The organism is Pirellulales bacterium, from assembly GCA_019636335.1.
Classification (GTDB): Bacteria; Planctomycetota; Planctomycetia; order Pirellulales; family JAEUIK01; genus JAHBXR01.
This window is the reverse complement of record JAHBXR010000005.1, coordinates 69,778-93,946: the sequence shown is the minus strand read 5'-3', so window position 1 is coordinate 93,946 and position 24,169 is coordinate 69,778. Positions and strand designations below refer to the sequence as shown.

17 protein-coding genes are annotated in these 24,169 nt (G+C 63.4%); 7 read left to right on the top strand and 10 right to left on the bottom strand.

Annotated features, from left to right (window positions below):
* Positions 1-119: 119 nt before the first annotated feature.
* Genes KF708_07110 through KF708_07100 form a run of 3 tightly spaced genes read left to right on the top strand, consistent with a single transcriptional unit; the run spans position 120 to position 4,073 of the window.
* The gene (locus KF708_07110; protein MBX3412438.1) at positions 120-1,100 is read left to right on the top strand and encodes a C-terminal binding protein; all 981 of its coding nucleotides are present in this window, start codon (positions 120-122) and stop codon (positions 1,098-1,100) included.
* A 30-nt stretch (positions 1,101-1,130) separates the two neighbouring features.
* Complete coding sequence (locus KF708_07105) at positions 1,131-2,726, top strand: Nramp family divalent metal transporter (GenBank protein ID MBX3412437.1); 1,596 nt, start codon at positions 1,131-1,133, stop codon at positions 2,724-2,726.
* Between the two features lie 12 nt (positions 2,727-2,738).
* A complete protein-coding gene (locus KF708_07100; protein MBX3412436.1) occupies positions 2,739-4,073 on the top strand; it encodes a hypothetical protein in 1,335 nt (444 codons plus the stop codon).
* Between the two features lie 89 nt (positions 4,074-4,162).
* Here KF708_07100 and KF708_07095 read toward each other — a convergent pair whose 3' ends face one another.
* From KF708_07095 to KF708_07080, 4 genes are all read right to left on the bottom strand, one after another.
* Positions 4,163-5,905 (bottom strand): VCBS repeat-containing protein, encoded by a 1,743-nt coding sequence (locus KF708_07095; protein ID MBX3412435.1) that lies wholly within the window; start codon positions 5,903-5,905, stop codon positions 4,163-4,165.
* 235 nt (positions 5,906-6,140) lie between these two features.
* Positions 6,141-6,368: a DUF1653 domain-containing protein gene (locus tag KF708_07090; GenBank protein MBX3412434.1), complete on the bottom strand. Its 228-nt coding sequence runs from the start codon at positions 6,366-6,368 to the stop codon at positions 6,141-6,143.
* Between the two features lie 73 nt (positions 6,369-6,441).
* On the bottom strand, positions 6,442-8,259 hold the full coding sequence (locus KF708_07085) for an ATP-binding cassette domain-containing protein (protein ID MBX3412433.1): 1,818 nt from the start codon (positions 8,257-8,259) through the stop codon (positions 6,442-6,444).
* A 136-nt stretch (positions 8,260-8,395) separates the two neighbouring features.
* The gene (locus KF708_07080; GenBank protein MBX3412432.1) at positions 8,396-9,664 is read right to left on the bottom strand and encodes an acetylxylan esterase; all 1,269 of its coding nucleotides are present in this window, start codon (positions 9,662-9,664) and stop codon (positions 8,396-8,398) included.
* A 256-nt stretch (positions 9,665-9,920) separates the two neighbouring features.
* Between KF708_07080 and KF708_07075 the strand changes: the two genes are divergently transcribed.
* A complete protein-coding gene (locus tag KF708_07075) occupies positions 9,921-10,571 on the top strand; it encodes a serine/threonine protein phosphatase (GenBank protein MBX3412431.1) in 651 nt (216 codons plus the stop codon).
* On the opposite strand, the gene KF708_07070 is transcribed toward KF708_07075, so the two are convergent.
* Both KF708_07070 and KF708_07065 read right to left on the bottom strand, forming a co-directional pair.
* Positions 10,568-11,809 (bottom strand): amidohydrolase family protein, encoded by a 1,242-nt coding sequence (locus KF708_07070; GenBank protein MBX3412430.1) that lies wholly within the window; start codon positions 11,807-11,809, stop codon positions 10,568-10,570. The genes KF708_07075 and KF708_07070 overlap by 4 nt on opposite strands.
* A complete protein-coding gene (locus KF708_07065) occupies positions 11,806-13,134 on the bottom strand; it encodes an amidohydrolase family protein (GenBank protein MBX3412429.1) in 1,329 nt (442 codons plus the stop codon). The genes KF708_07070 and KF708_07065 overlap by 4 nt, the downstream gene beginning before the upstream one ends.
* 291 nt (positions 13,135-13,425) lie before the next feature.
* On the opposite strand from KF708_07065, the gene KF708_07060 reads away from it, so the two are divergent.
* On the top strand, positions 13,426-14,757 hold the full coding sequence (locus KF708_07060; protein ID MBX3412428.1) for an MFS transporter: 1,332 nt from the start codon (positions 13,426-13,428) through the stop codon (positions 14,755-14,757).
* A 25-nt stretch (positions 14,758-14,782) separates the two neighbouring features.
* Here KF708_07060 and KF708_07055 read toward each other — a convergent pair whose 3' ends face one another.
* The 3 genes from KF708_07055 to KF708_07045 are packed head-to-tail and all read right to left on the bottom strand — an operon-like array spanning position 14,783 to position 18,512.
* Positions 14,783-15,790, bottom strand: a complete 1,008-nt coding sequence (locus KF708_07055; GenBank protein ID MBX3412427.1) for an alpha/beta hydrolase — start codon at positions 15,788-15,790, stop codon at positions 14,783-14,785.
* Positions 15,791-15,822: 32 nt separating this feature from the next.
* Positions 15,823-17,658: an ABC transporter permease gene (locus tag KF708_07050; protein ID MBX3412426.1), complete on the bottom strand. Its 1,836-nt coding sequence runs from the start codon at positions 17,656-17,658 to the stop codon at positions 15,823-15,825.
* Entirely contained in the window at positions 17,655-18,512 is an 858-nt protein-coding gene (locus KF708_07045) for an ABC transporter ATP-binding protein (GenBank protein MBX3412425.1), read from the bottom strand. Before KF708_07045 ends, KF708_07050 begins: the two co-directional genes overlap by 4 nt.
* Positions 18,513-18,647: 135 nt before the next feature.
* Between KF708_07045 and KF708_07040 the strand changes: the two genes are divergently transcribed.
* Complete coding sequence (locus KF708_07040; GenBank protein ID MBX3412424.1) at positions 18,648-21,575, top strand: hypothetical protein; 2,928 nt, start codon at positions 18,648-18,650, stop codon at positions 21,573-21,575.
* A 111-nt stretch (positions 21,576-21,686) separates the two neighbouring features.
* Here KF708_07040 and KF708_07035 read toward each other — a convergent pair whose 3' ends face one another.
* Positions 21,687-22,688: a D-2-hydroxyacid dehydrogenase gene (locus KF708_07035; protein MBX3412423.1), complete on the bottom strand. Its 1,002-nt coding sequence runs from the start codon at positions 22,686-22,688 to the stop codon at positions 21,687-21,689.
* Between the two features lie 358 nt (positions 22,689-23,046).
* On the opposite strand from KF708_07035, the gene KF708_07030 reads away from it, so the two are divergent.
* Entirely contained in the window at positions 23,047-24,024 is a 978-nt protein-coding gene (locus KF708_07030) for a DUF1080 domain-containing protein (protein MBX3412422.1), read from the top strand.
* Positions 24,025-24,169 lie beyond the last annotated feature (145 nt).

The window sequence follows — 24,169 nt, the reverse complement described above, 5'->3', positions numbered from 1 at the left end:
GGACGACAGCAGGCGGGACGAGTGCGGCAATAATTGCAGGTTGTGGTGCAACGATTATATTGTCATACCAATCGAACCGCAACCAAAAAGGGAAGCCACGCCAGGGGGGATGCGTCACGATGCCGCTCGTCGCGATTACGGATTATTCGTTCGATGATCTTGCGCTCGAAGAGTCGATTCTGCGCCCCGCCGGTTGCGACATTGTTGCCTGGAAAGAACGCCGCGCGCCGGAGGATCTCGCCAGGCTTGTGGCCGACGCCGATGCCGTCATCACACAATTTGCAACCGTCAATGCCGAAGTCATTCGCGCCATGCGCCGCTCGCGCGCCATCGTGCGCTACGGCATCGGCGTCGACAACGTCGATCTGGCCGCCGCGCGCGAGGCCGGCATTCTGGTTTGCAACGTGCCCGACTATTGCATCGACGAAGTGGCCGATCAGACGCTCGCCTTTATCTTGGCCATGACGCGCCAAGTGTGCGCCAACTCGCAGCTCGTCCACGACGGACGCTGGGGGTTGGCCGTGCCTCTCTCGGGCATGCAGGCGCTCCGCGATCTGACCGTGGGTATCGTGGGCTATGGCCGCATCGGCCGCGAAGTGGCCGCCCGTTTGCGCCCTTTCAAGTGCCGCATGCTCGTCAGCGATCCGGTTGTCGACGCGAGCGAGCTCGCCAACGCTGGCTGCCAATCGGCCAAGTTGCACACGCTGCTGGCCGAATCCGACATCGTGACGCTGCACTGCCCTTCGACCGACGGCACCCGCGGCATGATCAACGCTCAATCGCTGGCCGGCATGAAACGTGGCGCGATCCTGGTGAACGTGGCCCGTGGCGATCTGGTCGATTCGGCGGCGCTCGTGCAGGCGCTCGACGACGGAAAGCTTGCCGGGGCGGCGCTCGACGTATTCGTCCCCGAGCCCATTCCCGCGGATCATCCGATCTTGCAGTCGGGACGCGTGGTGCTCGCGTCGCACATTGCCTCGACCAGCGTGCGCGCGGTGCGCACGTTGCGCGAGACAGCCGCGCGACTGGCGCTGGCGGCCGTGCGGGGCGAGAAGCTGGCGAACATCGTCAACGGTGTGACGCCCGCAGTAGGGAAGTAATGCTTGGGTGGAGTGCAGGGGAGGAAGTTCATGGCGGAGAGCGAGCGCGCCTATCTTGTCGAAACTCACCTCCCCACCTGGGAAGTCGCCGACCTGCCCGAGCCGCGTCGCTTGTCCTGGCGCCACTGGACCAGCTTCATCGGCCCCGGCATCGTGATGATGGGCATTCAGATCGGTGGCGGAGAGTGGCTCTTCGGGCCGGAGATCACCGCACGCTACGGCGGCGGCCTGATGTGGATCGCCACGGTGGCCATCGTGCTGCAGGTGTTCTACAACCTCGAATGCGGCCGCTATGCCCTCTATTGCGGCGAGCCCGTTTTTACCGGCTTCATGCGCATGAGTCCCGGACCCTGGTTCTGGGTCAGCCTGATGCTGCTGCTCAACGTGGGCGCGCTGATTCCTGGCTTGTCGACACATGGCGCGGCGATCATCACCTCGCTGCTGCTCGATCGCCCGCCGGGTGAGGAAGATCGCTGGCTTGTGCGGGGACTCGCGTACGCGTGCCTCTTGGGCGTGGCCTTGCCCGTCCTCGTCGGGGGCAAGATCTACAACATGCTGCAAGCGGTGATGACCTTCAAAGTCCTCTTCGTCTTGGGATTCTGCACCGCCGTCGGCGTGCTCTTCGTCAGCCCCGAGAACTGGTGGAACGTGTTCAGCGGCTTCGCCCGTTTCGGCAACGTGCCGATCGTCGACGAGCATGGGGGCGAACAAGTGGTCAACGCGCTCGCCTACTATCAACAGCACGGCGCCTGGCCCGCCGTGGCGCTGGCGAACATCGCCGTGTTGGGGGCCTTCGCCGGCTACGCGGGGGGCGGTGGGCTGGCGAACTCGACCTATAGCAACTTCGTGCGCGACAAGGGCTGGGGCATGGGCAGCCTGGTCGGCGCTATTCCCAGCGCGATCGGCGGCAAGAGCGTGCAACTGAGCCACGTTGGCAAGGTCTTTCCGATTGATGCCGAGAACTTGCGCCGCTGGAGCGGTTGGTGGCGCTATATCCTGACCGATCAGCTAATCGTCTGGGCCCCTGGATGCTTCATGGGCATGGCCCTGCCGGCGCTCGTCTCGATCGAGTTCGCGCAGCATTCCCCGCTCTACCACTCGGCACAGAAGCTCGAGTGGTCGCAGGCGGTCATCTCGGCCGATGGCCTACGCCACGCGCCTTATCTGGGGGCCTGGTCGGCTCAATTGCTGTGGCTCGTGGCCCTCGTGGCCGGCATGGCTGTCATGTTGCCCAGCCAGATGTCGATCGTCGACGACTTCAGCCGCCGCTGGACCGACGCCATCTGGAGCGCGAACAGCCGAGTACGCGGCAAGCTTCGCGCCGACCAGGTGAAGTGGATCTACTACGCGATCCTGGGCGCCTACGTGTTGTGGTCGCTCGTGTGCGTCTATTTTTTCACGACGCCCAAGCTGATGACGCTCGTCATCGCCAACCTGAACAACGTGGCGCTGGGCGTGACCGCGCTGCAATTGATCTGGATCAATCACCGCCTGCTCCCCCCCGCGGTACGCCCGCGCTGGTATCATACGACGGGCGTCGCCCTGTGCAGCCTCTTTTACCTGGGGCTGGCCCTGTTGGTATTCATCGAAAAGCAGCTCCCTCTCCTGCGCGAGCTGTGGCAGTAGTCGAGCGCACCGGTGACCCACTTCTACGGCATTGATCTCGGTTCGTCGTCGATCAAAGGGGCGGTGCTCGAACTGGCGGACGAGCGCGTCGAGCAGATCATCACGCGCCCCTTTCCCGATCCACTGGCGGCGCGGCATGCGCTCGCTTTTGAAGTCGATCCGACCGACGTGGTGACCCGCGTGCGCGAGGTGCTCGAGACGCTGGTCGCTCGACGGCCGCACGCCCGCGGTGTGATGTTTTGCTCGCAGATGGGGGGGCTGGTTCTCACCGACGAGCGAGCCCGGTCGGTGCTGCCCTATCTTTCGTGGCGCGACCAGCGCGTGCTCGTGGCGGATCGTGTGAACGGTAGTTGCTGGTTCGATCGCTTTCAGGCCGGCGTTTCGACCGACGATCGTACCGCAATAGGGAACGAGTTGCGTCCCGGCTCGGCGGTGACCCTCTTGGCCTGGTTGCGCGATCATGACGAGTTGCCGCCTGGTCCGCTAAAGGCGATGCATTTGGGCGACTACGTGCTGGCGCAGTTGACGAACGCCCCGCCGCGCACCGAGCGGACGCTGGCCCTGGGAACGCTCGACCTCGCCGCCGATCGAGTTCATCACGATTGGCTGGCCCGGCTGGGACTCTCCGACATTGCCTGGCCCGAACTGGTCACGGTGACGACGTCCGTCGGAACGGTCCGTTGCGGAGACGAAACGCTCCCCTGCTATCCCGCCGTGGGAGATCAACAGGCGGCCCTTTTGGGAGCGGAACTTGTCGCGGGCGAACTCTCCGTCAACGTCTCGACCGGGGCGCAGGTCAGCACGCTGACCGGCACGCCACAGTTGGGAGACTACCAGACTCGCCCTTACCTGGGCGGACGTTACCTGAACACGGTGACGCATCTGCCGGGTGGACGTGGCTTGAACGTGCTCATCGAGTTGCTCAGCGCGCTCGCCGAGGGAGAGCGAGTCGAGCTCAACGATCCCTGGGGCACGATCGCTCGGGCCGTCGAAGATGAATCATCCGGCGAGCTCGAGGTGGATCTCTCTTTCTTCGCCGGCGCCGCGGAGTCCGGGGGCTATGTCCGCGGCATGCGCGGCGACCAGATCACCCTGGGGGCGCTTTTCCGCGGCGCGTTTCGCCACATGGCCGACCAATACGAGCAGGCCGCGCGCCGCCTCTTAGCGACGACCGCTTGCCGGGGAATCGTCATCTCCGGCGGATTGCCGCAGCGTATGCCCCGGTTGCGTCGGATGATCGTCGAGCGATTCGCCTGGCCCGATCGCATGGCCACGCCGACGGAAGAGACCCTCACCGGATTGCTCCGGTTGGCCCGCGAAATCGAACGGCAAACGCACACCTTGTAGCAGGCGCTCACTTCCCAGGCAGCGGCTTCCGCTTGATGGTGAGTGTCTGGGGCGTAGAGGGCGAGCACGCCCAGCAGCGCCGGTTTCGGTCAGCGGGCCGGCCTCAGCCGAATATAATCGAGCCCCACGAGATAGGCCGGCTTGGCCGCTGGGTGCGCGCCGACGATCTCGATCGAGAGCTTGTGCGGGCCTGCGGCAAGCTCGCGCTCACCCAGCGTGAGGACGCCGGTGGTGATCACGTCGCGATCGAACAGGTCGAGCGCCTCGCCCAGCGGTTGATCGTCGAGGCTCAGCTTGACGATGGCGTAATCCCCCGCCATGGTCAGCACGCCTTCGATCGCGTAGGTCCCGGCCTTCTCGACGGGCAGTTCCAGGTCGAGTCGCGCCCCAGGCTTGGCCCCCGTCCAGAAAAGCTGCTCGCCACCGCTCCAACGATCGGCCGGGAAGCCGTTCATCTGCTGCTGGCCCACCTTGCCGGCGGTGGACGCGATGACCTTCATGGTTTCGCCTTCGAGCGCGCCGTCGACGCGCCCCGTCTTCGCATCCAGCTCGCTTTGCGGTCCGCGTTCGAGCTTCGTGCTGGGGCCGTCGTACGGCTTCGGCTGCGCCGCCTGCCATTCGTCGGCGCTTACGGCCTTCTTCTGATGCGTGAGGACATTGCACCCCTTCATACCGCCGACGACGATGTCGAGCAACTTGTCGCCGTCGAGATCGATGACCGTTACTTGCCGGCCGATGCCGGACTCGCCCGAGGCGAGATACGGCACCCAATCAACGCCATCCTTGCCACGCACCAGCCGGAACCAATAGACCACGGCGCCCGCATCCCACAGGGGGCTTTGACGGTGATGCGACCAGTAGGTCTTGCCGGTGACGATATCCTTCAAGCCATCGCCGTCGATATCGGCCAGGGCCACCGAGTGGGGCTCCGTGAAGAGCACGCCATAGCGGTTCTCCTCGGGGCGGCTCCCCATGATGAGATGCTGCTTGAACGAAATCTCATCCCCCTCGCGCACCTGTTCGTACCAGGCCAGGCCGAACTCGTGGGCCTCGAGACTGGTAATGATGTCGTTGTCGCCATCGCCGTCGACGTCGTAGGCATACATCTCGGCGCCGCCGCGCGTGGCGAATGTCACCGGATGGAACTTCCACCGCTGGTCGTCGGCCAATGTCTCGGGCTGCTCGTACCAGCCAGTCTTGGCGATCACGTCGAGTCGTCCGTCGCCATTCACATCACCCACGCCCAGCCCGTGGCCGAACTGCTTGTCGGTATCGGGCCCGGAGATGGGATGAAACGTCCACTCCTCGAACGGCTTCTCCCAGTCGACCGTGGCATAGCCGAAATGCCCCTGCCGCGCGCAGACGAGTTCGGGCCGCTCATCGCCGACCAGTTGCGTGAAGTGGGGCGACTCGTTCGAGACCGAGTCGAACACCTGGTGCTTCTCCCAGTGCGAATCTGCGCCATCCCGGCCGGGGTTGCGATAGACATAGGCGGGCGTACCGGGAAAGCCGACGGCGAAGGTGTCTTGCCAGCCGTCGCCATCGAAATCGTACACCCAGGAGAAGAAGTGATTCGCGTAGCCGTTCACGTTCTGCGGCTTGGCGGGAAAGATCTCGTGCTTTTTGTCGAACTTGGGCCCCTCGAACCAGTACGGGCCATGCACGACATCCATCTGGCCGTCGTTGTTGAAGTCGCCGGCGTTGGCCCCTTCCGAAAAGTAGATGTTCGTCAACTCCTGCCGATCGAAGGTGTGCAACGCGTGCTCTTCGGCATGCGCAAGGGGCGCAACCGCACAGACGATCACAAGCAAAACGAGTCGAGAGATCTTCATGGATTGGCTCTGGGATAATCGGTTGCCGGAGTCTCTGTTCACGTGCGGAAGAGGCCAACGAAACGCTCTCCCTACCCCGCTCGAAACAGCACGGTAATCGCTTGGGCGGGCGGTTGCAAACAAACACCGCGAAACAAACGGGTTCACTGTGGCGCGCGGATTCTTCGGAATGGCCGTCGCCCACGCGGTAGAATCGAGGACATGGAAGGCCGCCTCACGAGCTGAACGTTGGCGATCAGCTTTCTTCGGCGCCAGGCAGGAATTGAAATCGGGGCACACGCCGCCCGTCGACCTCGACCGCCTCGCAGAACATCCCCTTCGGCCGCACCCACAGCGCCCGCGGACCGTACTCCTGGCGATAAACCACAAGCTCTTCCTCGGTCTCGCTGTGCCGCGCAACTCCGAGCACCGTGTACTCGTTGCCCTTGTAGTGGCGATAGCGGCCGAGAGGGACGTCTGTCATGGGTGCGTCCTTGGTCAGATGGCGCGTCAGGTCATCTCATCGCCGCGAGTGTGAGTAATCAGCCACCGGCAAATCAGCCGCTCGCCTGCTCCAACTCTTCCCAACGCTCGTATACCGTGGCCAGCTTTGTTTCCAACTCTTTGAGCTTCGACTGTTGCTCGGCAATCTGCGCGCCCGGCTGCTGATAGAACTCCGGCTGCGCCATCTCCTCGTGCAGCGCCGCGATGTCGCTTTCGAGCTGTTCGATCGTGCCAGGCAACGATTGCAGTTCAAGGCCTTCCTTGTACGAAAGGCGGCGTTTGCGCTCGGCGGACGGCACCGCCGGCTTGATGGGCTCGACAGGTTCCGCGGTACGGCGACGAACCGGTTCGACCACCTCCGCCGCCGGTTGTGGGCGTTGGCGAAGCCAGTCGTCGTAGCCGCCGAAGTATTCCTTCACGTTGCCGTTCTCGAAGACGATCGTGCTCGTCACCACGTTGTTCAGAAACGCGCGATCGTGACTCACCAGCAACACGGTCCCTTGATATTCGACCAGACGCTCTTCGAGCAGCTCGAGCGTCTCGGCGTCGAGATCGTTCGTCGGTTCGTCGAGCACCAGCGTGTTCGCCGGCTTGGCAAAGTGCTTGGCCAGCAGCACGCGATTGCGTTCGCCCCCGGAGAGGAATTTCACTTGGGTTCTCGCCCGTTCCGGGCTGAACAGAAAATCTTGCAGGTAGCCAATGATATGTCGCGAGCGGCCTTCGCCCGTCTGGATCGTGTCGTATCCATCGCCGACGTTGTCGACGACGCTGGCTTCTTCGTTCAACTGCTGGCGGAGCTGATCGAAGTAGGCCACTTGCAGGTTGGCTCCCAGGCGGACACTGCCCTTCTGCGGCGCCAGTTGCCCGAGCAGCAACCGCAGCAGTGTTGTCTTGCCGGCGCCGTTGCGGCCGATGATGCCGATCTTGTCTCCCCGCTCGATGGTGGTCGAAAAGTCGCTCACGATCGAACGATCATCATAGGCGAACGAGATATCCTCCACCTCGGCCACGAGATTGCCGCTGCGCTGCCCTTCCTGAATGGCCAGTTTCACCTTGCCCTGCGTCCCACGACGTTCGCTGCGCTCGCGACGCATTTTTTCCAGCGCCCTCACGCGGCCTTCGTTGCGCGTCCGCCGGGCCTTGATCCCTTGGCGGATCCAGACCTCTTCCTCGGCCAGCTTCTTGTCGAACAGCGCGTTCTGCTTCTCCTCGGCCGCCAGCACCTGTTCGCGCCGGGCGAGAAAGGTGTCGTAGTCGCACGACCAGTCGTTCAAGTGCCCGCGATCGATCTCAATGATCCGCGTCGAGAGCTTGCGCAGGAACATGCGGTCGTGCGTCACGAAGATGAGGGTCTTCGGCCAGCGGCTCAAAAAATCTTCCAGCCAGAGGATCGCCTCGACGTCGAGATGGTTCGTCGGTTCGTCGAGCAACAGCACGCTGGGATCGGAGGCCAGCGAACGCGCGAGCAGCACGCGGCGTTTGAGCCCCGACGACAGTGTTTCGAACCTGCCTTCGGCGGGCAAATCCATCCGCGTCACGAGTTGCTCAACGCGCCGTTCGGCTTCCCACTGCGGCTCGTGATGATCCTGACTCGCGTCGATCCCCTGCGTAATCACCTCGAGCACCGGCCCGTGCAGGTCGGCCGGTACGTCCTGCGGCAGCAGCGAGAGTCGCGTCTCCGGTGCAAAAGAGATCGAGCCCCCGTCCGGCTCGACTTGTCCACACAACATCCGCATGAGGGTCGTCTTGCCCGAGCCGTTGCGCCCCATCAGGCCAATGCGTTCACCCAGTTCGATCTGGCACGAAACGTCATCGAGCAACAAGGGACCGCGAAAGCGGATACTGAGATCGCGGAGGGTAATCTGGGCCATGCGGTGGGAACGGCGGGAGTTTCGAGCGGAGCAGGAAGGCGAGCTCGCTTCGCGAAGCGAAACAGCAGCCTCTTTTTAGCCACGAATACCGCTTGGCCGCAACCGCAACCTCGGCAGTATGCCTCACGGCGCAAATCTACTTCGACAGATGCCGGTCGGCGAAGTCGAGATAGCGCAGCCAGTCGTAGTCGGCCAGCGCGTGCTGTCCCACGCGTAGGTGATAACCAATATGGCCGCCAATCGGCTGATTCACGCGCGGCAAGGTTGCCGTGCCGAGCCCTTCCACTCCCAACAATTGATAAACCGGATCGGCCCCCACGGCCGAGAGAAACTCCCCCTGCGGATCGGCCCAGCCATCTTCCTCGGCGCTGGCGATGTAGACGGGTCGCGGCGCCACAAGCGCGACAAGTTCGTGCTGATCGACCGGCAGGTCCGATTCGCGTCCGTTGTAGCGGCGGAAGTTGTCGCAGAACCAGAAGGGAAAGACCGTGTTGATCCGCGCCACCGTCTCGCCGAAGATGCGCCGGCTGAGTGCCGCGCCGCCGCAGCCGGAGTTGTTCGAGATGACGATCGCAAAACGTTCGTCCTGCGCGCCGGCCCACAGCGCGGTCTTCCCCATGCGCGAGTGGCCAACGACGATCACCCGCTTCGCGTCGACGTCCTTGTCGGTCTCGAAGTAGTCGAGCGTGCGGCTGAGGGCCCAAGCCCAAGAGGCGATCGCCTTCCCCATGTCGGGCGCCCGCTTCTCTTTCTCGGGCTCGAACCATTGGATGAGACTCTCGTCCCAGGTCTCCTTGTCGTCGGGCACGAAGTCGGCCGGATCGAGGCTCGTGATGCCGTAGCCCTGGTCGAGAATCGTCTCGATGACCTTCTCCCCCGGCAGCTTCTCGAAGCCCGTGGGTACGACGTTCTTCTTGGTCTCTGCATCGCGCGACGTGACATGGCGGCCCGCCGCTGGGTACTCCAGGTTGCGATCGAAGAGCCGCAGGCCGACGAACATCGGCACGGGACCCGAACGCTTATTGGGCAGATAGGAAACCGCCGTCAGCTTGGGACCGTCGGGCTGGTCGGAGAAGTGAATCACGATCTTCTTCCGCGTCGCCTTGCCGCCGAGCATCTGCGAATCTTCCTCGGCCACTTCGAAGTGCATCCCCTCGGGACGCCCGGGCAGACGACCATAGACGTGCTCGCGGAACAGCTCAAGCAGTTCCGGCCGGCGCTGCGTCGTCCACGTTTCGGCGTCCTGGACCGGCGTGCCATCCTGCATCACCAGAGAATCGGGCAGTTTATAGGCCGGCACCTTGCTTTCGTCGTAGTTAAAGTCCTCGGCATCTGCTTCCAGCGAGGTGCCGGCAGCCATGACGGTCAAAGCAAGAACCAGGAGATAGAATGCTGTGGTAGACATCGGCATAGTAAGTACAGTTCGATGGGGAGTTCGCAAAGTGGATGGACAGCGACATAATCGTGTCCGGCCGTGAATGCCGTGTATTGTAGGCCGGCGCAAGCCGACAAACCAAGTAGGGGAAGTCTTTCGGGAGTGGTAGATCCGCAAGGCACGTCGTGTCGTGGAAAGCATGGCATGACGAATCTCGCCAGGATCGTCCAGATCGCGCCCAAGTACGGCATCCCCCTCTTTCCGCCCGAGCATTGAGTTGCCCGCGATGAGTTCTGCACGCACGTTCGCCATCGGCGACATCCACGGATGCGCCCAGGCGCTGGCCAAGGTTTTGCAACAGATCGATCCACAGCCGGCCGATACGATCATCACGCTGGGCGACTACGTGAATCGCGGCCCCGACACGCGCGGCGTGATCGAGCAGTTGCTTGCGCTGCGCGAGCGCTGCCATCTCGTGACGCTGTTGGGCAACCATGACGAGGTGTTGCTCGATATTCTCGACGGTCGCGCCGAGGCCTCGCGATTGATGCGCGCCGGCGGTCAGCAGACGATCGATTCCTATCGCCCGGGGGGCAGCTTTGCCGACATCCCCAGCGAGCATGTTGCATTCTTGCGCGCCTGCCGGATGTACTTCGAAACGGAGACCCACCTGTTTGCGCACGGCTGTTACGATCCGATCCGGCTCCTCGCAGAGACCGCCGCCACGACGCTCCTTTGGCAGCGTCTCGTGCCCCCCTACCCTGCCCCGCACTGTTCGGGCAAGCGCGTCATCGTCGGGCACACGGCGCAGCGCGACTACCAGGTGCTCGATCTGGGGCACGTCGTCTGCATCGACACGGGCTGCTGCTACGGCGGCGTGCTGACCGCGATCGATGTCGCCACGAACGAGTTGACGCAGGCCCGGCAAGAGGGCTAACGCGCTATCTCGCTGACGATCTTGCCGTTGATGATGACGCCCGTGCAGTGGGTCGAATACTCGAACGGGTCGCCGTCGTAGAGGGCGATATCGCCATCCTTGCCCACTTCGAGTGAGCCGACGCGGTCCTGCACGCCTAATAATCGAGCGGCGTCGATCGTGATGGCTGCCAGGGCCTTTTCCTTGGGCAGGCCATGCGCGGCGAAGATCGCCGCCTCGAACAACACGACCCGCACCTTGGGCACGTAGGCCTCGTAGCCGCTTTGTAGCGCGACGGGCACGCCCGCCTCGACCAGCTTCGCCGCCGTGGTAAAACTCTGGTTCGCCTGGTCGTCGTAGGCGCGGGCCATAGCGGGGTGAAGTATCACCGGCACGCCCGCCCCCTTGAGGTCGTCGATCAACAGATACGACTCCGCGCCGCCGTCGAGCCACAGCTTGATGTCGAACTCACGGGCCAACCGCAGCGCATTCGAGATGTCCTGCGCGCGGTGCGCCGTGACCAACAGCGGCAGTTCTCGTTTCAAGACGCGCGTCAGCGTTTCGAGACGCAGATCGCGCGTGGGGGGCGCGGCGTTCTCGTCCTTCGCCGCCGCCGCACGCTCCTGCTTGGCCTGATACTCTTGCGCCTTGATAAGCTCGGCACGCAGCATGGCCATCATCTTGCCACGCGTACCGGGCGAGCCGGAATTCTTCTTGGCTTCAGTGCTGAGCGTCGAGGCGATGGCCGTCGTATCGACGAGCAACGTTTCTTCCACGTTGTTGCCGGCGGTTTTGACCACCATCGTCTGCCCCGACATCAACTCCCCCGGCCCATGACCCGTGTGGACCGTGGTGATGCCGAACGAGCGAATCCATTCGATCAAATCCTCGCGCGGGTTGTAGGCATCGATCGCCCGCAACTCGGGTTGAATCGGCGTGGTGCTTTCGAGTTGATCTTGATCGTGCGGAATATTGAGGATCCCCGTCAGTCCCACCGTGGCATGCGCATCGATCAGACCCGGCGTCACGACGGCGGCCTCGAGCGTGCGGTACCCCTCCGGCACGCGAATCTGATCGGCACGTCCCAGGGCGGAGATCTTGCCCTTCTCGACCATGACGATGCCATCCTCGATCGGCGGTCCCGACATCGTGTAGACGATCTTACCGCGGACGGCCACTTGGGCATGGGCCGGCAAGGCCATCGCCAAGCCCCACACGGCGATCAATACCGCCAATCCGTAGGCTCGTGACTGGTTCATTCGGCTTCTCCCTCGGCACAGCAGAGATAGGGACGTCGTTCGTAACCCGCGCCGAAGCCCCCTTCGGCGATAAGTCGATCCTGAGGATCCTCGCGGTCGAAGACCTTCACCCCCTCGACCCACGTTTGCTGCACCTTGCTGTACACGCTCAACGGGTCGCCGTCGAAGATGGCGAAGTCGGCGTCCTTGCCTGGCGCGAGCGAGCCGATTCGATCGGCCAGTTCGAGCATCTCGGCGCCGGCCAGCGTGACCGATTCAAGTGCTTTCTGTCGCGGCAGCCCAGCCCTCACCCCCAGCGCCGCGGAACGCAGAAAGATCCGCGAGTCGTTAATGTAATCGTCGGTGTGGTAGGCTACGCGCACCCCTGCCTTGTCGAGGATCGCCCCCGTGGCGAACGACATATCGCGGGCTTCGAGCTTGCCCCCGGGCGAATCGATCACGATGACCGAGCACGGCACCTGGGCGGCCGCAATCTCGTCCGCCACTTTCCAGCCGTCGCTCACGTGGTGCAGCACGACCTTGAAGCCGAACTCCTGCTTCAGCCGCAACACGGTCATGATGTCGTCGTGCCGGTGCGTATGATGGTGGACCACGCGCTTGCCCGCCATCGCCTCGTTGAGGGCTTCGAGGTTCAAGTCGCGCGCGGGTAGCTTTGCGGCGTCGCCGCCGGCACGCGCCACCGCGGCCTGATACTCGCGGGCCTTGATAAATTGCTCGCGCACGAGAAAGGCACTCTTGCCACGTGTGCCTGGGAAGGGCGCGTTGCGCTGACTGTTCGTGCCGTTGGCCATCTTCAGGCCGCCCAGCGGCTTGCCTTCGACGTCAAGAATGAATAGGTCGTCGATCTTGTTCGGACCCGAGCCCGCCACGCGCATCTTGGCGTACAGCGTCTGTCCGCTAATCAGATGTCCCGAGCCAGGCATGATATTGAGCGTCGTCAATCCGCCGGCGACCGCACGTTTGAAACCGGCATCGCGCGGATTGATGGCATCAAGGATGCGAACGCCCGGCTGGATCGGTCCGCTCGAGTCGGCCCCTCCCATGCCCCCCACGTGACTGTGGGTATCGACCAGCCCCGGCATGATCGTGCGTCCCGTGACGTCGATCTCCTTTGCGCCCGTGGGAACCTCGATCTGATCCTTGGGGCCCACGGCCACGATCTTGCCCCCTGCGACCACCAGACGTCCGACCTCGATGTCATCGCCCGCCAGCGTGATGATCTTCGCGCCGGTAAAGACGAGTGGCGCATCGGCGGCCGAGACATTGGCCGCAGCGCAACAGAGTAAGGAAAGCAGTGCCGCAAGACGGCCGAGTTGCAGGTTCATAGGCGAGGGACATTCTGGGCGGGTGGTGGTTGATCCCTTCAAGTTTAATTAGATGTCGACCACTTGCGAGGGCCAGTGCTTGGTCAGGTTCGGTTGCTCGCACCAACCGAAGGCGTACGAAAAGGACCATTCTCGCGGTGCCAGGCCCCGCCGGTTAGAATGCCCCCCACCCCATTCTGGCCGGCTGGCGTCTCGTTGGCGTTCTCCGCTAGAGAGGAACAATCTTGCGGTCGGGCGATCGCGCATGGACCGGGCAATGTCGAATTGTATACACGACCAAGCGGTTGGCCGATGACGAGGTACGAACCGGCCCCGCCCGTCGATGCGCCGGGAGAAACAGGAAACGCCCGCCACGAAGTTACCCGACTGGGCGACCTTTCGGCCGCGCAGTGGAAGAGTGGCCTGGCCGCTTGGCTCGGTTGGCTCTTCGACGGGCTGGACATGCACCTCTACGTGCTCGTCGCGCCGCAGTTCGTCGCCGAGCTGCTCGGGGCCGCCAGCGAGAAAACGCCCGAGGTCGGCTTTTACAGCTCCTGGATCCAGGCCGCTTTCATGATCGGCTGGGCGCTCGGCGGAGGCTTCTTCGGGCGCATCTCCGATCGCATGGGACGCAGCCGGGCCCTGGTGCTGACGATTCTCACCTACGCCTGCTTCACGGGCTTGTCTTACTTCGCGCAGACCTGGTGGCAGTTGCTCATCTTCCGCTTTCTGGCCGCGTTGGGCATCGGCGGCGAGTGGGCCGTCGGCGCCTCGTTGCTCTCGGAGACATGGCCGCGTGGCTGGCGCCCCTGGATGGCGGCCGTGCTGCAAACCGCGGTGAACCTGGGCATCATGCTCGCCAGCCTGGCGAATTTTCTGCTGGTGGACCATCCGCCGCGCAACATTTTTCTCGTCGGCGTGTTGCCCGCGTTGGTCGTGCTCTGGATCCGCCGTCACGTTCCGGAACCGGACGAATGGCACGAGGCCAAGCAACAGTCGGCGGCCGCCGAGCCTGGCTTCTGGGAATTGTTCCAAGGGCCCGTGCGCCGCACGACCATCTTGTCGACGCTCGTCTGCGCGCTGGGACTCTCGGCCCATTGGGCCTTCATGTTCTGGTACGTGGCCTATCTGCGCAATCTGCCCGAGGCCGCCGATTGGAGCGACGCCCAGAAAGGCTCGCTCGTGAGCCAGATGCTGTGGCTGTTGATGATCTCGTCGATTCTCGGCAATTTCGCGGCCGCTGCGGTGGCGCGCTGGTTGAACTATCGCCGCACGATTGCCTTGTTCTGCCTGGCCTATTTCTTGGCGATGGCGGTCACCTTCTGGGGGCCGCTCGATCCGCGCCAGTTGTGGTGGCACTTTGCCGTGATCGGCGCCAGCTCGGGCGTCTTCGCCCTTTTCACGATGTACCTGCCTCCCCTCTTTCCGACGCTGTTGCGCACGACGGGAGCCGGCTTCTGCTACAACATCGGACGCATTGCCGCGGGGTTGGGCACCGTCTTCTTCGGTCTCTTTTCTCAAGTGGGAGACCATCGCCTCGCGTTGTTCGCGGCCGGGTTCCTGTTCCTGCCGGCGGCCGGTTTCGCGTGGCTGTTGCCCGAGCACACCTACGAAGAAACGCACGGCGGCCTGCCTGCCCCATGAGAACTACCGATGTCCACCGACCCACTCAGTCTCGCGATCGGCTGGCCGGCGCCGAGTCTTGGGATGCGTTGAGCTTAGCGAGCAAAAACTTGACCACCGCCACGGCCTGCTCGCGACGGGCACGCTCGCGCGTCTCGTTGGTAAGATGCTGGCTCGTTTCGTCATCGAGCAGAAACAGTTGGCACTCGACGCCGTGCTTCTTGCAGCGCTCGCCGATCGAGATCGCATGTTGGGGATGGTGTACGTAGTCGGAGCGTGCGGTCGACTCGACATTCGGCACCGCGCAGGCCGCCGCCACCGGCGGATCGTCGGCAGAAATCAGGTCGATCATGCTGCAATCGCGCATGGTGGATTCCCCCTCGGGCGTGCTCGCTTCCTCTTCGTTCGCAAAACCGTAGAACTGCAAACGCTCTGCCCTGGTGCGTTCAAAAGGCGAGGCACCCACGTACTTGGCCCAATCGCGCAGGTCGTACGACACCTGTCCGTCCAGGCAGCCTGCCGCCGTCAAACGAGACGATTCGCGCAGCACGGGATCCTCGGACTGCGGATCGGCGAGATCGTCGTGGAACGCCAGCCACAGGCTCGTCCCCGCGCCGGCCGAACTGCCGTACGACGCGATGCGCTCGGGATCGAGATGCAACTCCCGCGCATGATGGCGTAGATACTGCACGGCCCGGGCGGCGTCGCGCAAGATGTCCTGGATCGGCGCGTGTTCGCGGAAGCGGTAGTTGATCGAGGCGAACGAAATGCCCTGGGCCAGACACTCGCGAATCACCGGGTTGCGGCGGACTCCACTCTTGTCTCCCTGCACGAACCCGCCCCCGTGGATGAAGATCAAGAGCGGAGTCGGCGCCTCCGACTTCGCCTGCCACAGGTCGAGCACGTTCCGTTCGTGGGGGCCATAGGCCACGTCCTCGCGCGTCGGTGGAGGATTGCGCTGGGCGAAGGCCACGGCCGGCGCGGCGAGCGCGAGCGTCGCCACGAGCATGCCCCAAGTCAGCCGAAGCCGCGCGTGCGGGTTTTGAAAAGACATCGCGTTTCTCCGCGAGAATGGGGGTACGTAATTCACGTCGGCCGGCTGGTCACGGTCTGTAGAATCGCCTGTTCGCGGCGCTCGAGCAATTCTCCCTGCCAGGTCAGAAAAAGACGATAGACCAGCAGCACTCCCCCGCACTCGAGGACTGCCAGCAGCAGAAAGACCGGCACGCGCTCGATCACCTTGAACTGCACCAGGACCGTCTCGACCGCCAGCGGCAAGAGCGTCGGCAGTTGAAACAGCGGAACCAGGAATGCCACGAGGAACAATTGCAGGAAGATCGGCAGAAGTCGCGGATTCGAGGGCTTCATCGTCCCGGCCGCGATGTGCATCGGGGCGTAGATCGAGAGCACGTTCGCCACCGGACAATAGAAGAAGAACATCGACAGAAACTGGGGGATCATGGCGAGCAGATGGTCGATCCGGAGCGGCACGACCCATTGCACGAGGGCCAGCATTGTGGCCGCCATCGCCACCGCGAACGGAAGGAACGACAGGTTCTTGCCCAGCAGAATGTCGCGACGCGGCACCGGACACAGCACGAAGACGCGAAAACCGTCCCGATCGAAACCGAACTGATTGGCCATCAACTGCAACATGCCGAAGAGGACCACCGCCATGGCCGCGACGCCAAGAAAGGGACGTGCCGGCGGTGGGATCTCGAGACCGTGGCGATACAGCATCGAGCCGAAGATGAACGTCAGGAGCACGGGAGAAAGCAGCATCATTTTCGACTCGGGCGCGCGCAGCAGCGAACGGAACCCCGTCAACGCGATCGCCGAGACCGGCTCCGAGAACCACGGCACGTGCCGTTCGACCAGCAGCAAGCTTGCGGGGCTGCTCGCTCGGGCCGGCCTGGCGACGGGCATCCGCGCCGCGGTGTACTGACCCTGGTAGATGCGGAGTGTCGTGTGGTACGCCCGCCACAAGCTCGCGCTGCCGATCAGCGTCATGCCGAGCATGGCCAAGGCCACGATCCCCCAGTTCGCTTCGGCAATCGACAGGATCCCCAGGGGCAGCCAACCGAGCGGGATCACGACATTGGCGATTCGACCGGCGCGCTCCCAGGCGGCCTCTCGCGCGCGGTCGGCCTGCTGCGCGGCCTGTTGATGACGTTCGATCAACTCGTTTTGCCGCTGCACCAACTCCGCGGGGCCGATAGCCTGCTGAGTCGCTTCACGCTCCAATTGCTTGAGATCGTTCAAGAGCGTCCTCGACTCGGCGGCGCGCTCGTGGATCCGCGCGCCACCAAAGACGTTCAGCAGGTAGGGAAGTTGAAACACCAAGACGAACACCAGCGTGCTCACCACGATGATCGTGCGCCGGCGGCGCGGATTGGCCATCAACGTCGCCAGCCAGCCCTGAAACTGATAGGTCAGCGCCGTGACCATCAGCAGGAAAGCCACGATCAACGGCAGCCCGAGCACCATCGCGGGCCCTTGGGCCCAGATCAACGCCAGCCAGCAGCCGATCATGCCCGGCAGAAAGATCACCATGCTGACGCGCAGCAACGAGCTGACGTAGTTGATCAGAAAGGCGCCATTCACCGAGATCGGCAGGTGCAGGAACTTCGAGATCGTCAGCGTCTCGGTGCGTTGTAGTTCGGTCAGCAGGCCGATCATCCAGAAGAACGAAAAGGTCACGACCAGGCCATCCCAGGCGAACAGCAACTGGGGCGTCGTGATTCTGGGAAACAAGAGCAGCCCCAAGACGAGGCTCATCGCGAACATCAACCCACTGGCCAGCAGCGAGACGATCGTGATAGCGATTACCGGCACGGCCGTCATAGCGCCGCCGCGGCGAATCTGGTTCGCCATCAGCCGCCAACGCAGCCAGACGAGGGCACTCAGTTGGCTCGTGTTCACGAGGTCGTCCCCTCGAGCCAGTTGAGCTTGTGCGTCGCCTCGATATCAGCGCCGGCATGTTGTAGAAAGCGGTCTTCCAGCGAGCCCCCGCGGCGAATGCTGTCGAGCGAGCCCTGCTCCACGAGCTGGCCGCGCACGATGATCCCCACGTGCGTGCAAAGTCGTTCGACGATCTCGAGCACGTGCGACGTGAGAAAGACGGTCGAGCCGCGGGCGACGAACCCGGCCAGCAGGTCGCGAATGACGCGCGACGTGACCGCGTCGACTCCTTCGAAGGGCTCGTCGAGGAACAGCAGATCGGGATTGGGGAGCAGGGCCGCGGCCATGGCCAGCTTCTTCTTCATCCCGTGCGAAAACTCGAGCGTGAGCTTCTTGTCGTTGTCTTCGAGGGCGAGCAGCGCGAGTAACTCGTCGATGCGGCTGCGGATCGTCTCGCGCGGCATGAGATGAATGCGGCCAACGAACGTGAGGTACTCGCGCGCCGTCAGGTTGTCGAACAGGGCCAGATCCTCGGGGATCACCCCGAGATGGCGTTTAGCCTCGAGCGATTCGCGCGGATCGAGCAGGTTCCGCCCCAGGACGCTCATGCGACCGCTGGTCGGGGCCAGCAGGCCCGTCAGCATCTTGATCGTGGTCGACTTGCCGGCGCCATTGGGTCCCAGAAAGCCGTAGAACGTTCCCCGTTCGACGGACAGATCGATGCCGTTGACCGCGCACGTTTCGTTGAAATAGCGCGTCAGTTGCTGTGTTTCGATCGCCAGGTTCATCGGTGTCTCTGCTCCGGGCGGCGTGCGGAAGCAGTCATCATAGCGTAGGGAGAGACCCGGGGTACCTGCGGAGCGAATCTTCGGCATCCGCGTCAGCCACGGTCCTGCGACGGTTCTCCGCGGTGGCGACGATGCGCCACGCGGAAAATTGGTGCCGCGCACAAAAGCCAGCTAAGATATGTGTGGCAATCTCGTGCGCCATGAGCATTAGGGGGGAGCATAATGAGTCGCGCGCTTCTTACCGCGCTGATGGTGGCGTGCTCGCCGTTCGCGCCGGCCTCTGCCTTTGCCGACGAACCGCAGGCCGGCGCCGTGCAAACCTCGCCCAAGCGGGTGCTGCTGCTCGAAACGCAGCGCCCCGATCTGACGGTCGAGAAAGCGAGCGGCAAGCTGCTCGTTCGAGAGTTGTTGCGGCAGGCCATTCTGATCGCGGCACGCGACGAGCTGGGCATGGCCACGCGCGATGAGACGCTCCGCGAGCCCTTCCCACAGGAACCGGGGCCGGACCAACTCTTGCTCGATGTGCTGACCGCGCGTGCTGCCGGAAAGTTCGTGCGCGTGACCCTGACAAGCGCCAACGCCAGCGATCCGGTTTATCACGAAGAGATCGCCTCACCGTTTTCGCGGCTCGAGGACGTCGATTATTTGGGGATCACCGTCGCGGTTGAGGAACGTTCGCGCGGACAGTTCGTGCAGGCGCTGCGCGACGCTGGAGCCGCGGGCGAAAAGAATAAGCTCGCCCCCGAGGTCGAGGTGCCCGATGTCATCCTGGCGCTGCTGGCAGAGATGAACGAATTCTCGCAGTACAACGCCCTGCGGCGGCTCCATCGGCTCCATCGCGAAGAAGGCGAATCGCCCGCCACTCTCGGCGCGCTGGTGCGCGGCTATGCGAACCTCGGCCAGTTGACGCAGTATCACTGGAATGCCTCGCACAAGGTTTTCAAGGCGCGGGCCTTGTTGTACGCGCAGCGTTTGATCGTGGCCGATCGCGATTCGGCCTGGGCGCGGTGGCATCGAGCGTACGCCCTGGCGCTCACGGGATTGCACGGCTTGGCGCTCGAGGACCTCGCGCAGGCCGAACGGGAGCAGAAGTCAGACGACGTCGACGATCGTTCGATCGTGCCGCCGAGTTGGGTGCGCCTGATCGACGCCTGTTGCCGCTACGACACCGACCGCTTGCGCCAACTCGCGACCGAGGAATCTGAGCAGACGCAACTGGCCTGGTTCTTGAGCTGCCTCAGTGTCGAAGGCGCCACGCTGGGCGAGGATTTTGCGCTGCGGTTGGCACACGAGTCGCTCCAGCACGTACCGGACTGCTTGCGCATCGTCGATGGTATGTGCGGTGCCGGCGGCGTGAGCAACCTGCACTACGTCACGGTCTACGGTCCGCAGGTCCATGCCACGACCTTGCCGATGCACTTGCACAACATGGATGGCATGCCCGAGGGTATCCCCGCGTTGCTTCCCGAGCGAGATTCGTTGCAGCCGCTGCTCGAACGGCACTGGCAGACGAAGGACATCCTCTCGCTCTACGAATCGCACCCCGAGGTTATCGCCCGACTGCTGACGCTGGGCAAGCCGGACGCCGACACGCAAGAGCCATCGTGGAGCGTGCTCGCGCGATTCATCGAAGATATCTCGTTCGTCCACGCGGTGCGGCGCGGGCTGTTCTTCATGAATACCTTGGGGGTGCCGGTCGAGGAGTTCGCCCGCCAGGCCGAACCGATTCTGGCCAATCATCCCTATCGGGCCTTCATCGCCACGGCGGCCCTGCAACCGCAACGCGATCGGCGCAACTTCTGGACTCCATTCGAGGAACTGGACATCGTCGATGTGGAAATGACCGAGATGCATTTGATTCGTCGCACGTGGGATAGCCCGCATCGCACGCGCATGCAGGGCGCGTTTGCCTTCGATGCCGCGTATCAGCACGCCGACAACGCGGCGCGCGAGATGGAATTGTGCATGTTCTATGCGACCGACGAAAACAAAAAAGGCTTCGCTCATGGCTTGTTGAAAGTCAGCCCCTATTCTCCCGCGGCCCGAGCACGAATCATTCGCTATGACTCCGACTCCGTGGCGAGCCAGATCGACGCTTGGGATCGCGAGAGTGACCAGCATCCTGTCGTGCTGGGCTCGCTGGTGCGCTACTACGACAAGCAAGGACGTACCGAGGATGTGCGCCGTTGTCTGACGCGCTTCCTCGACCGGTCGAGCGACCTGTGGGCCGTCGAGAGAATGGCCAAGCTTTACCTCGACGAAGGAGACGTCGACCAGTGGCAGAAAACGCTGGAGGCCGTTCTCGAACGCGACGACTTCGGCCTCACGCACGCCCGAGTGCGGGTGACGCTGGCCGACTACTTCATGGAGCAGAAGGATTGGAAGAAAGCGTGTCCCTATGCCGACGCGGCAGCGTCATCGGGCGCCGGCTGGGCCATGCTCTGCGCCGCGCGATGCTACGAAGGCCTGGGCGACTACGCCGCGGCCGAGCGTCACGTCCGTAATACGTCGGTCCGCTACAAGAGCTCGCAGACCGGTTGGTACTTCTGGTGCAAGAATACCGGGCACGGAGACGTCGCGCGAGCGAAAGCGCTGGCCCTTGGCTACCATCGCGAGCTTGGCAAGCGGGCCACCGCCAACGACCTGATGCAACTCGGCGTCATCCACATGCTCGACGGCGACACCGAGAAGGCACTGCAGGCGATGCGGCAATCGCTGACGCACGATTTTTCGCCCTACGCTCAACTCTACCTGGTCTTGCTCTACGATCGGTTGGGCGACACGAAAAAGTGCCAGCACACACTCAAGCTCGCTCTCGATAAACTCAAGAGAAAAGCCACCAACGACAATCATCTGAACCGCCTGCCGATCGGCGTTGCTACGTTGATGCTCGAGATGTTCGACAGCGGCGAATTCCGACTCGACGATGTCCGCTATCGGGCTTTGATGGACTCGGCCAACAAGAGCGAACGGGCCGACATGGACTATTACCTGGGCGCCCTGCTCGAACAACACGGCAACACGCAGCAAGGCCGGCCCATGATCCAGCGATGCGCCGAGACCGCTGAAAAACGTCTCTGGGTCTATTCGCTGGCACGCGTCCACCTGCGCGATCGCGCCGCCGAAATTTCGACCGACGACCAAAAGTAGCCGGTGGTGCGCCAGTCAGGTTCTGTTGGACGTTGCCCGAGGCGGGCTTTCGGCTCGGCGGCTTTTCGCACGCCGCGGTGGGAACTTCGCACGTCGCCGACGCCACGCGGATCAGTACCACAGATCCTTGCGGACAAGATTCATGAGCGCTTCGCCCCGCGAGAATCGTCCGACATTCTCGACGAGCACGTCCAGGTGACGCTCGGCCACCACTGTCGCACAGCCGGCCACGTGCGGCGTGATGATAACGTTGTCCATCCGCCAGAGCGGGTGATCGGGGGGCAACGGTTCGATCTCGCACACGTCGAGTGCCGCACCGGCGATCTGGCCTGCGCCGAGCGCTTGCGTCAGATCGTCGAGCACGACGATCGCCCCGCGCCCGATGTTGATCAAGTACGCGGTGCGCTTCATCTGCTCGAATTGCGCGCGGCGGAACAGCCCCTCGGTCTCGGGAGTATGGGGAGCGGCGATCACCACGAAATCGCTCGCCCCCAGCAGCTTGGGCAATTCCTGGGGGGGCCAGAGCGATTCGACTCCCGGTGGAATCTCTTCCGTCTGGGGGTCGACGGCCACGATCGTCATCCCGAAGGCCCTGGCACGGCGAGCGATCTCGCGGCCAATGGCCCCTAATCCCACGATCCCCAGCGTGCAATCGGCCAGGTGCAGGTGCGCGCGATCCATCGCGCTGACGACGCCCGGGCCAGAGATGAAATCCGAACGTGCCGCTTCGCCGCCGGCCGGTTCCCAGCGCCCTTCCATCTGCTGACGCATGTACCGCGGAAAGTTCCGAGCGAGACAGATGACATAGCCCAAGGTCTGATCGGCGATGACGTCAGAGTAGAGTCCGCGCATGTTCGTCAATTGACAAGGATGTTCGACCAGCGCCGGGAACAGGTAATGTTCGAGACTGGCCGTGGCCGTTTGCACCCATCGCAATCGGCCGGCGGCGGCCAACAACTCGGGGGTCAGCTTGCCGAAAAAAGCGTCTGCCTCGGCCATTTCGCGCAGCGCCTGGGAAGAATCCGTCGCGTTGACGATCTTGGCCGACGGCGCCGCTTCGCGCACGCGTGCGAGCCGTGCGTCGTCGATGGCGGGCGAGATGACCAGCTTCATCGTTGCTTACCCGTGCCGGCCTTCTCCGGGATTCGTCCGTGCTCCCCTGCGGCGTGGTAGAGCGCCTCGGTCGTGATCTGGACAAGTGACATGCGATGTTCTCGTAGCGAGAAGATTAGCTTCCCGGTTGAGGCCTTGGTTTTCCCTGTACTCGAGGGGCATCGTACCAGACAGGCTGCCACGGCTCCTCTGCAGCAAAGCATTTAGCGAGGGAGCCCCCCCGGCGGCCTGAAAAGCCTTGGCCGGTGGAACGAATGTTCCGCCTGCCAAGGCTTTTTTTAGGCCCTAGGATCAGGCTAAGCTAGGACCTTGGTCCCGGAACCTTCCTGCTCCTTTTTCCTGCGAGGTTCAAGTTCGCATGGTGCGCTCGATCGTGATTGCCTTCTTCTGTAGCGTGCTCGTCACTCCCCTGTTTGCCGAAGACAAGCCCGTTCGCATCGCGATCGACCCCGCAAAGGCCGGTCCCGAGTTTGCCGTGCAAGGCGAGTACATGGGCGAACTTTCTACCGGCGAGTCGATTGGCGTGCAGGTCATCGCCCTGGGGGATGGCCAGTTCGAGGCCGTTGTCTTCATGGGAGGCCTGCCCGGCGAGCCAGGTAGCGAAGAGCAGCCCATCAACTCCGCTCGTGGCGAGACCACCGACGGCGTCACGACCATCACCTCGGAACATGGCAAGGGAATCATCGCCGACGGCAAGATGACCATCTACGACACGGGCGGGATGGAGTTGGGAGTGTTGGAAAAAATCGAGCGCAAGAGTCCCACGCTCGGCGCCGCGCCCCCCGCAGGCGCCATCGTGCTCTTCGATGGCACCTCGGCCGATCACTTTCGCTCGGCACGAGTGCTGCCCGGTGGCGCCTTGCCGGCCGGTGCGTTCAGCAAAGAATCGTTCGGCGACGGCAAGCTCCACCTCGAGTTCCGCACTCCCTTCATGCCCAAGCATCGTGGGCAGGATCGCGGCAATAGCGGCGTCTATCTGCAGAAGCGCTACGAGGTCCAGGTTCTCGATTCGTTCGGATTGCCCAAGAAGGACAACGAGTGTGGCGGTCTCTACGGCTTCCACGAACCCCGGCTGAACATGTGCTTTCCGCCACTGGCCTGGCAGACGTACGAGATCGACTTTCGCGCGCCGAAATTCGACGCCGACGGAAAGAAAACGGCCCACGCCCGGCTCACCGTCGCGCTCAACGGCGTCACCATTCACGACGGAGCCGAAATGCCCCACGAAAGCGGACTCGGTCAGGCGGAATCGCCCGAGCCCGGCCCACTGATGTTGCAATTCCATCTGGCGCCCGTGCAGTACCGCAACATCTGGTTTTTGCCCGTCCCGGAGTAAAGGCCACCAGAATCGCGGTACTTCCGCCCGAACCCCGCACGGACAAGTTCGCTCCTAACGCTGGAGCCTTGTCGCCCCGGGGCGCAGCCACCTTTGCCGAAAGGAAGCGGGCTGATAGCCTTAATCCACCTCGCGCGCATGAGCG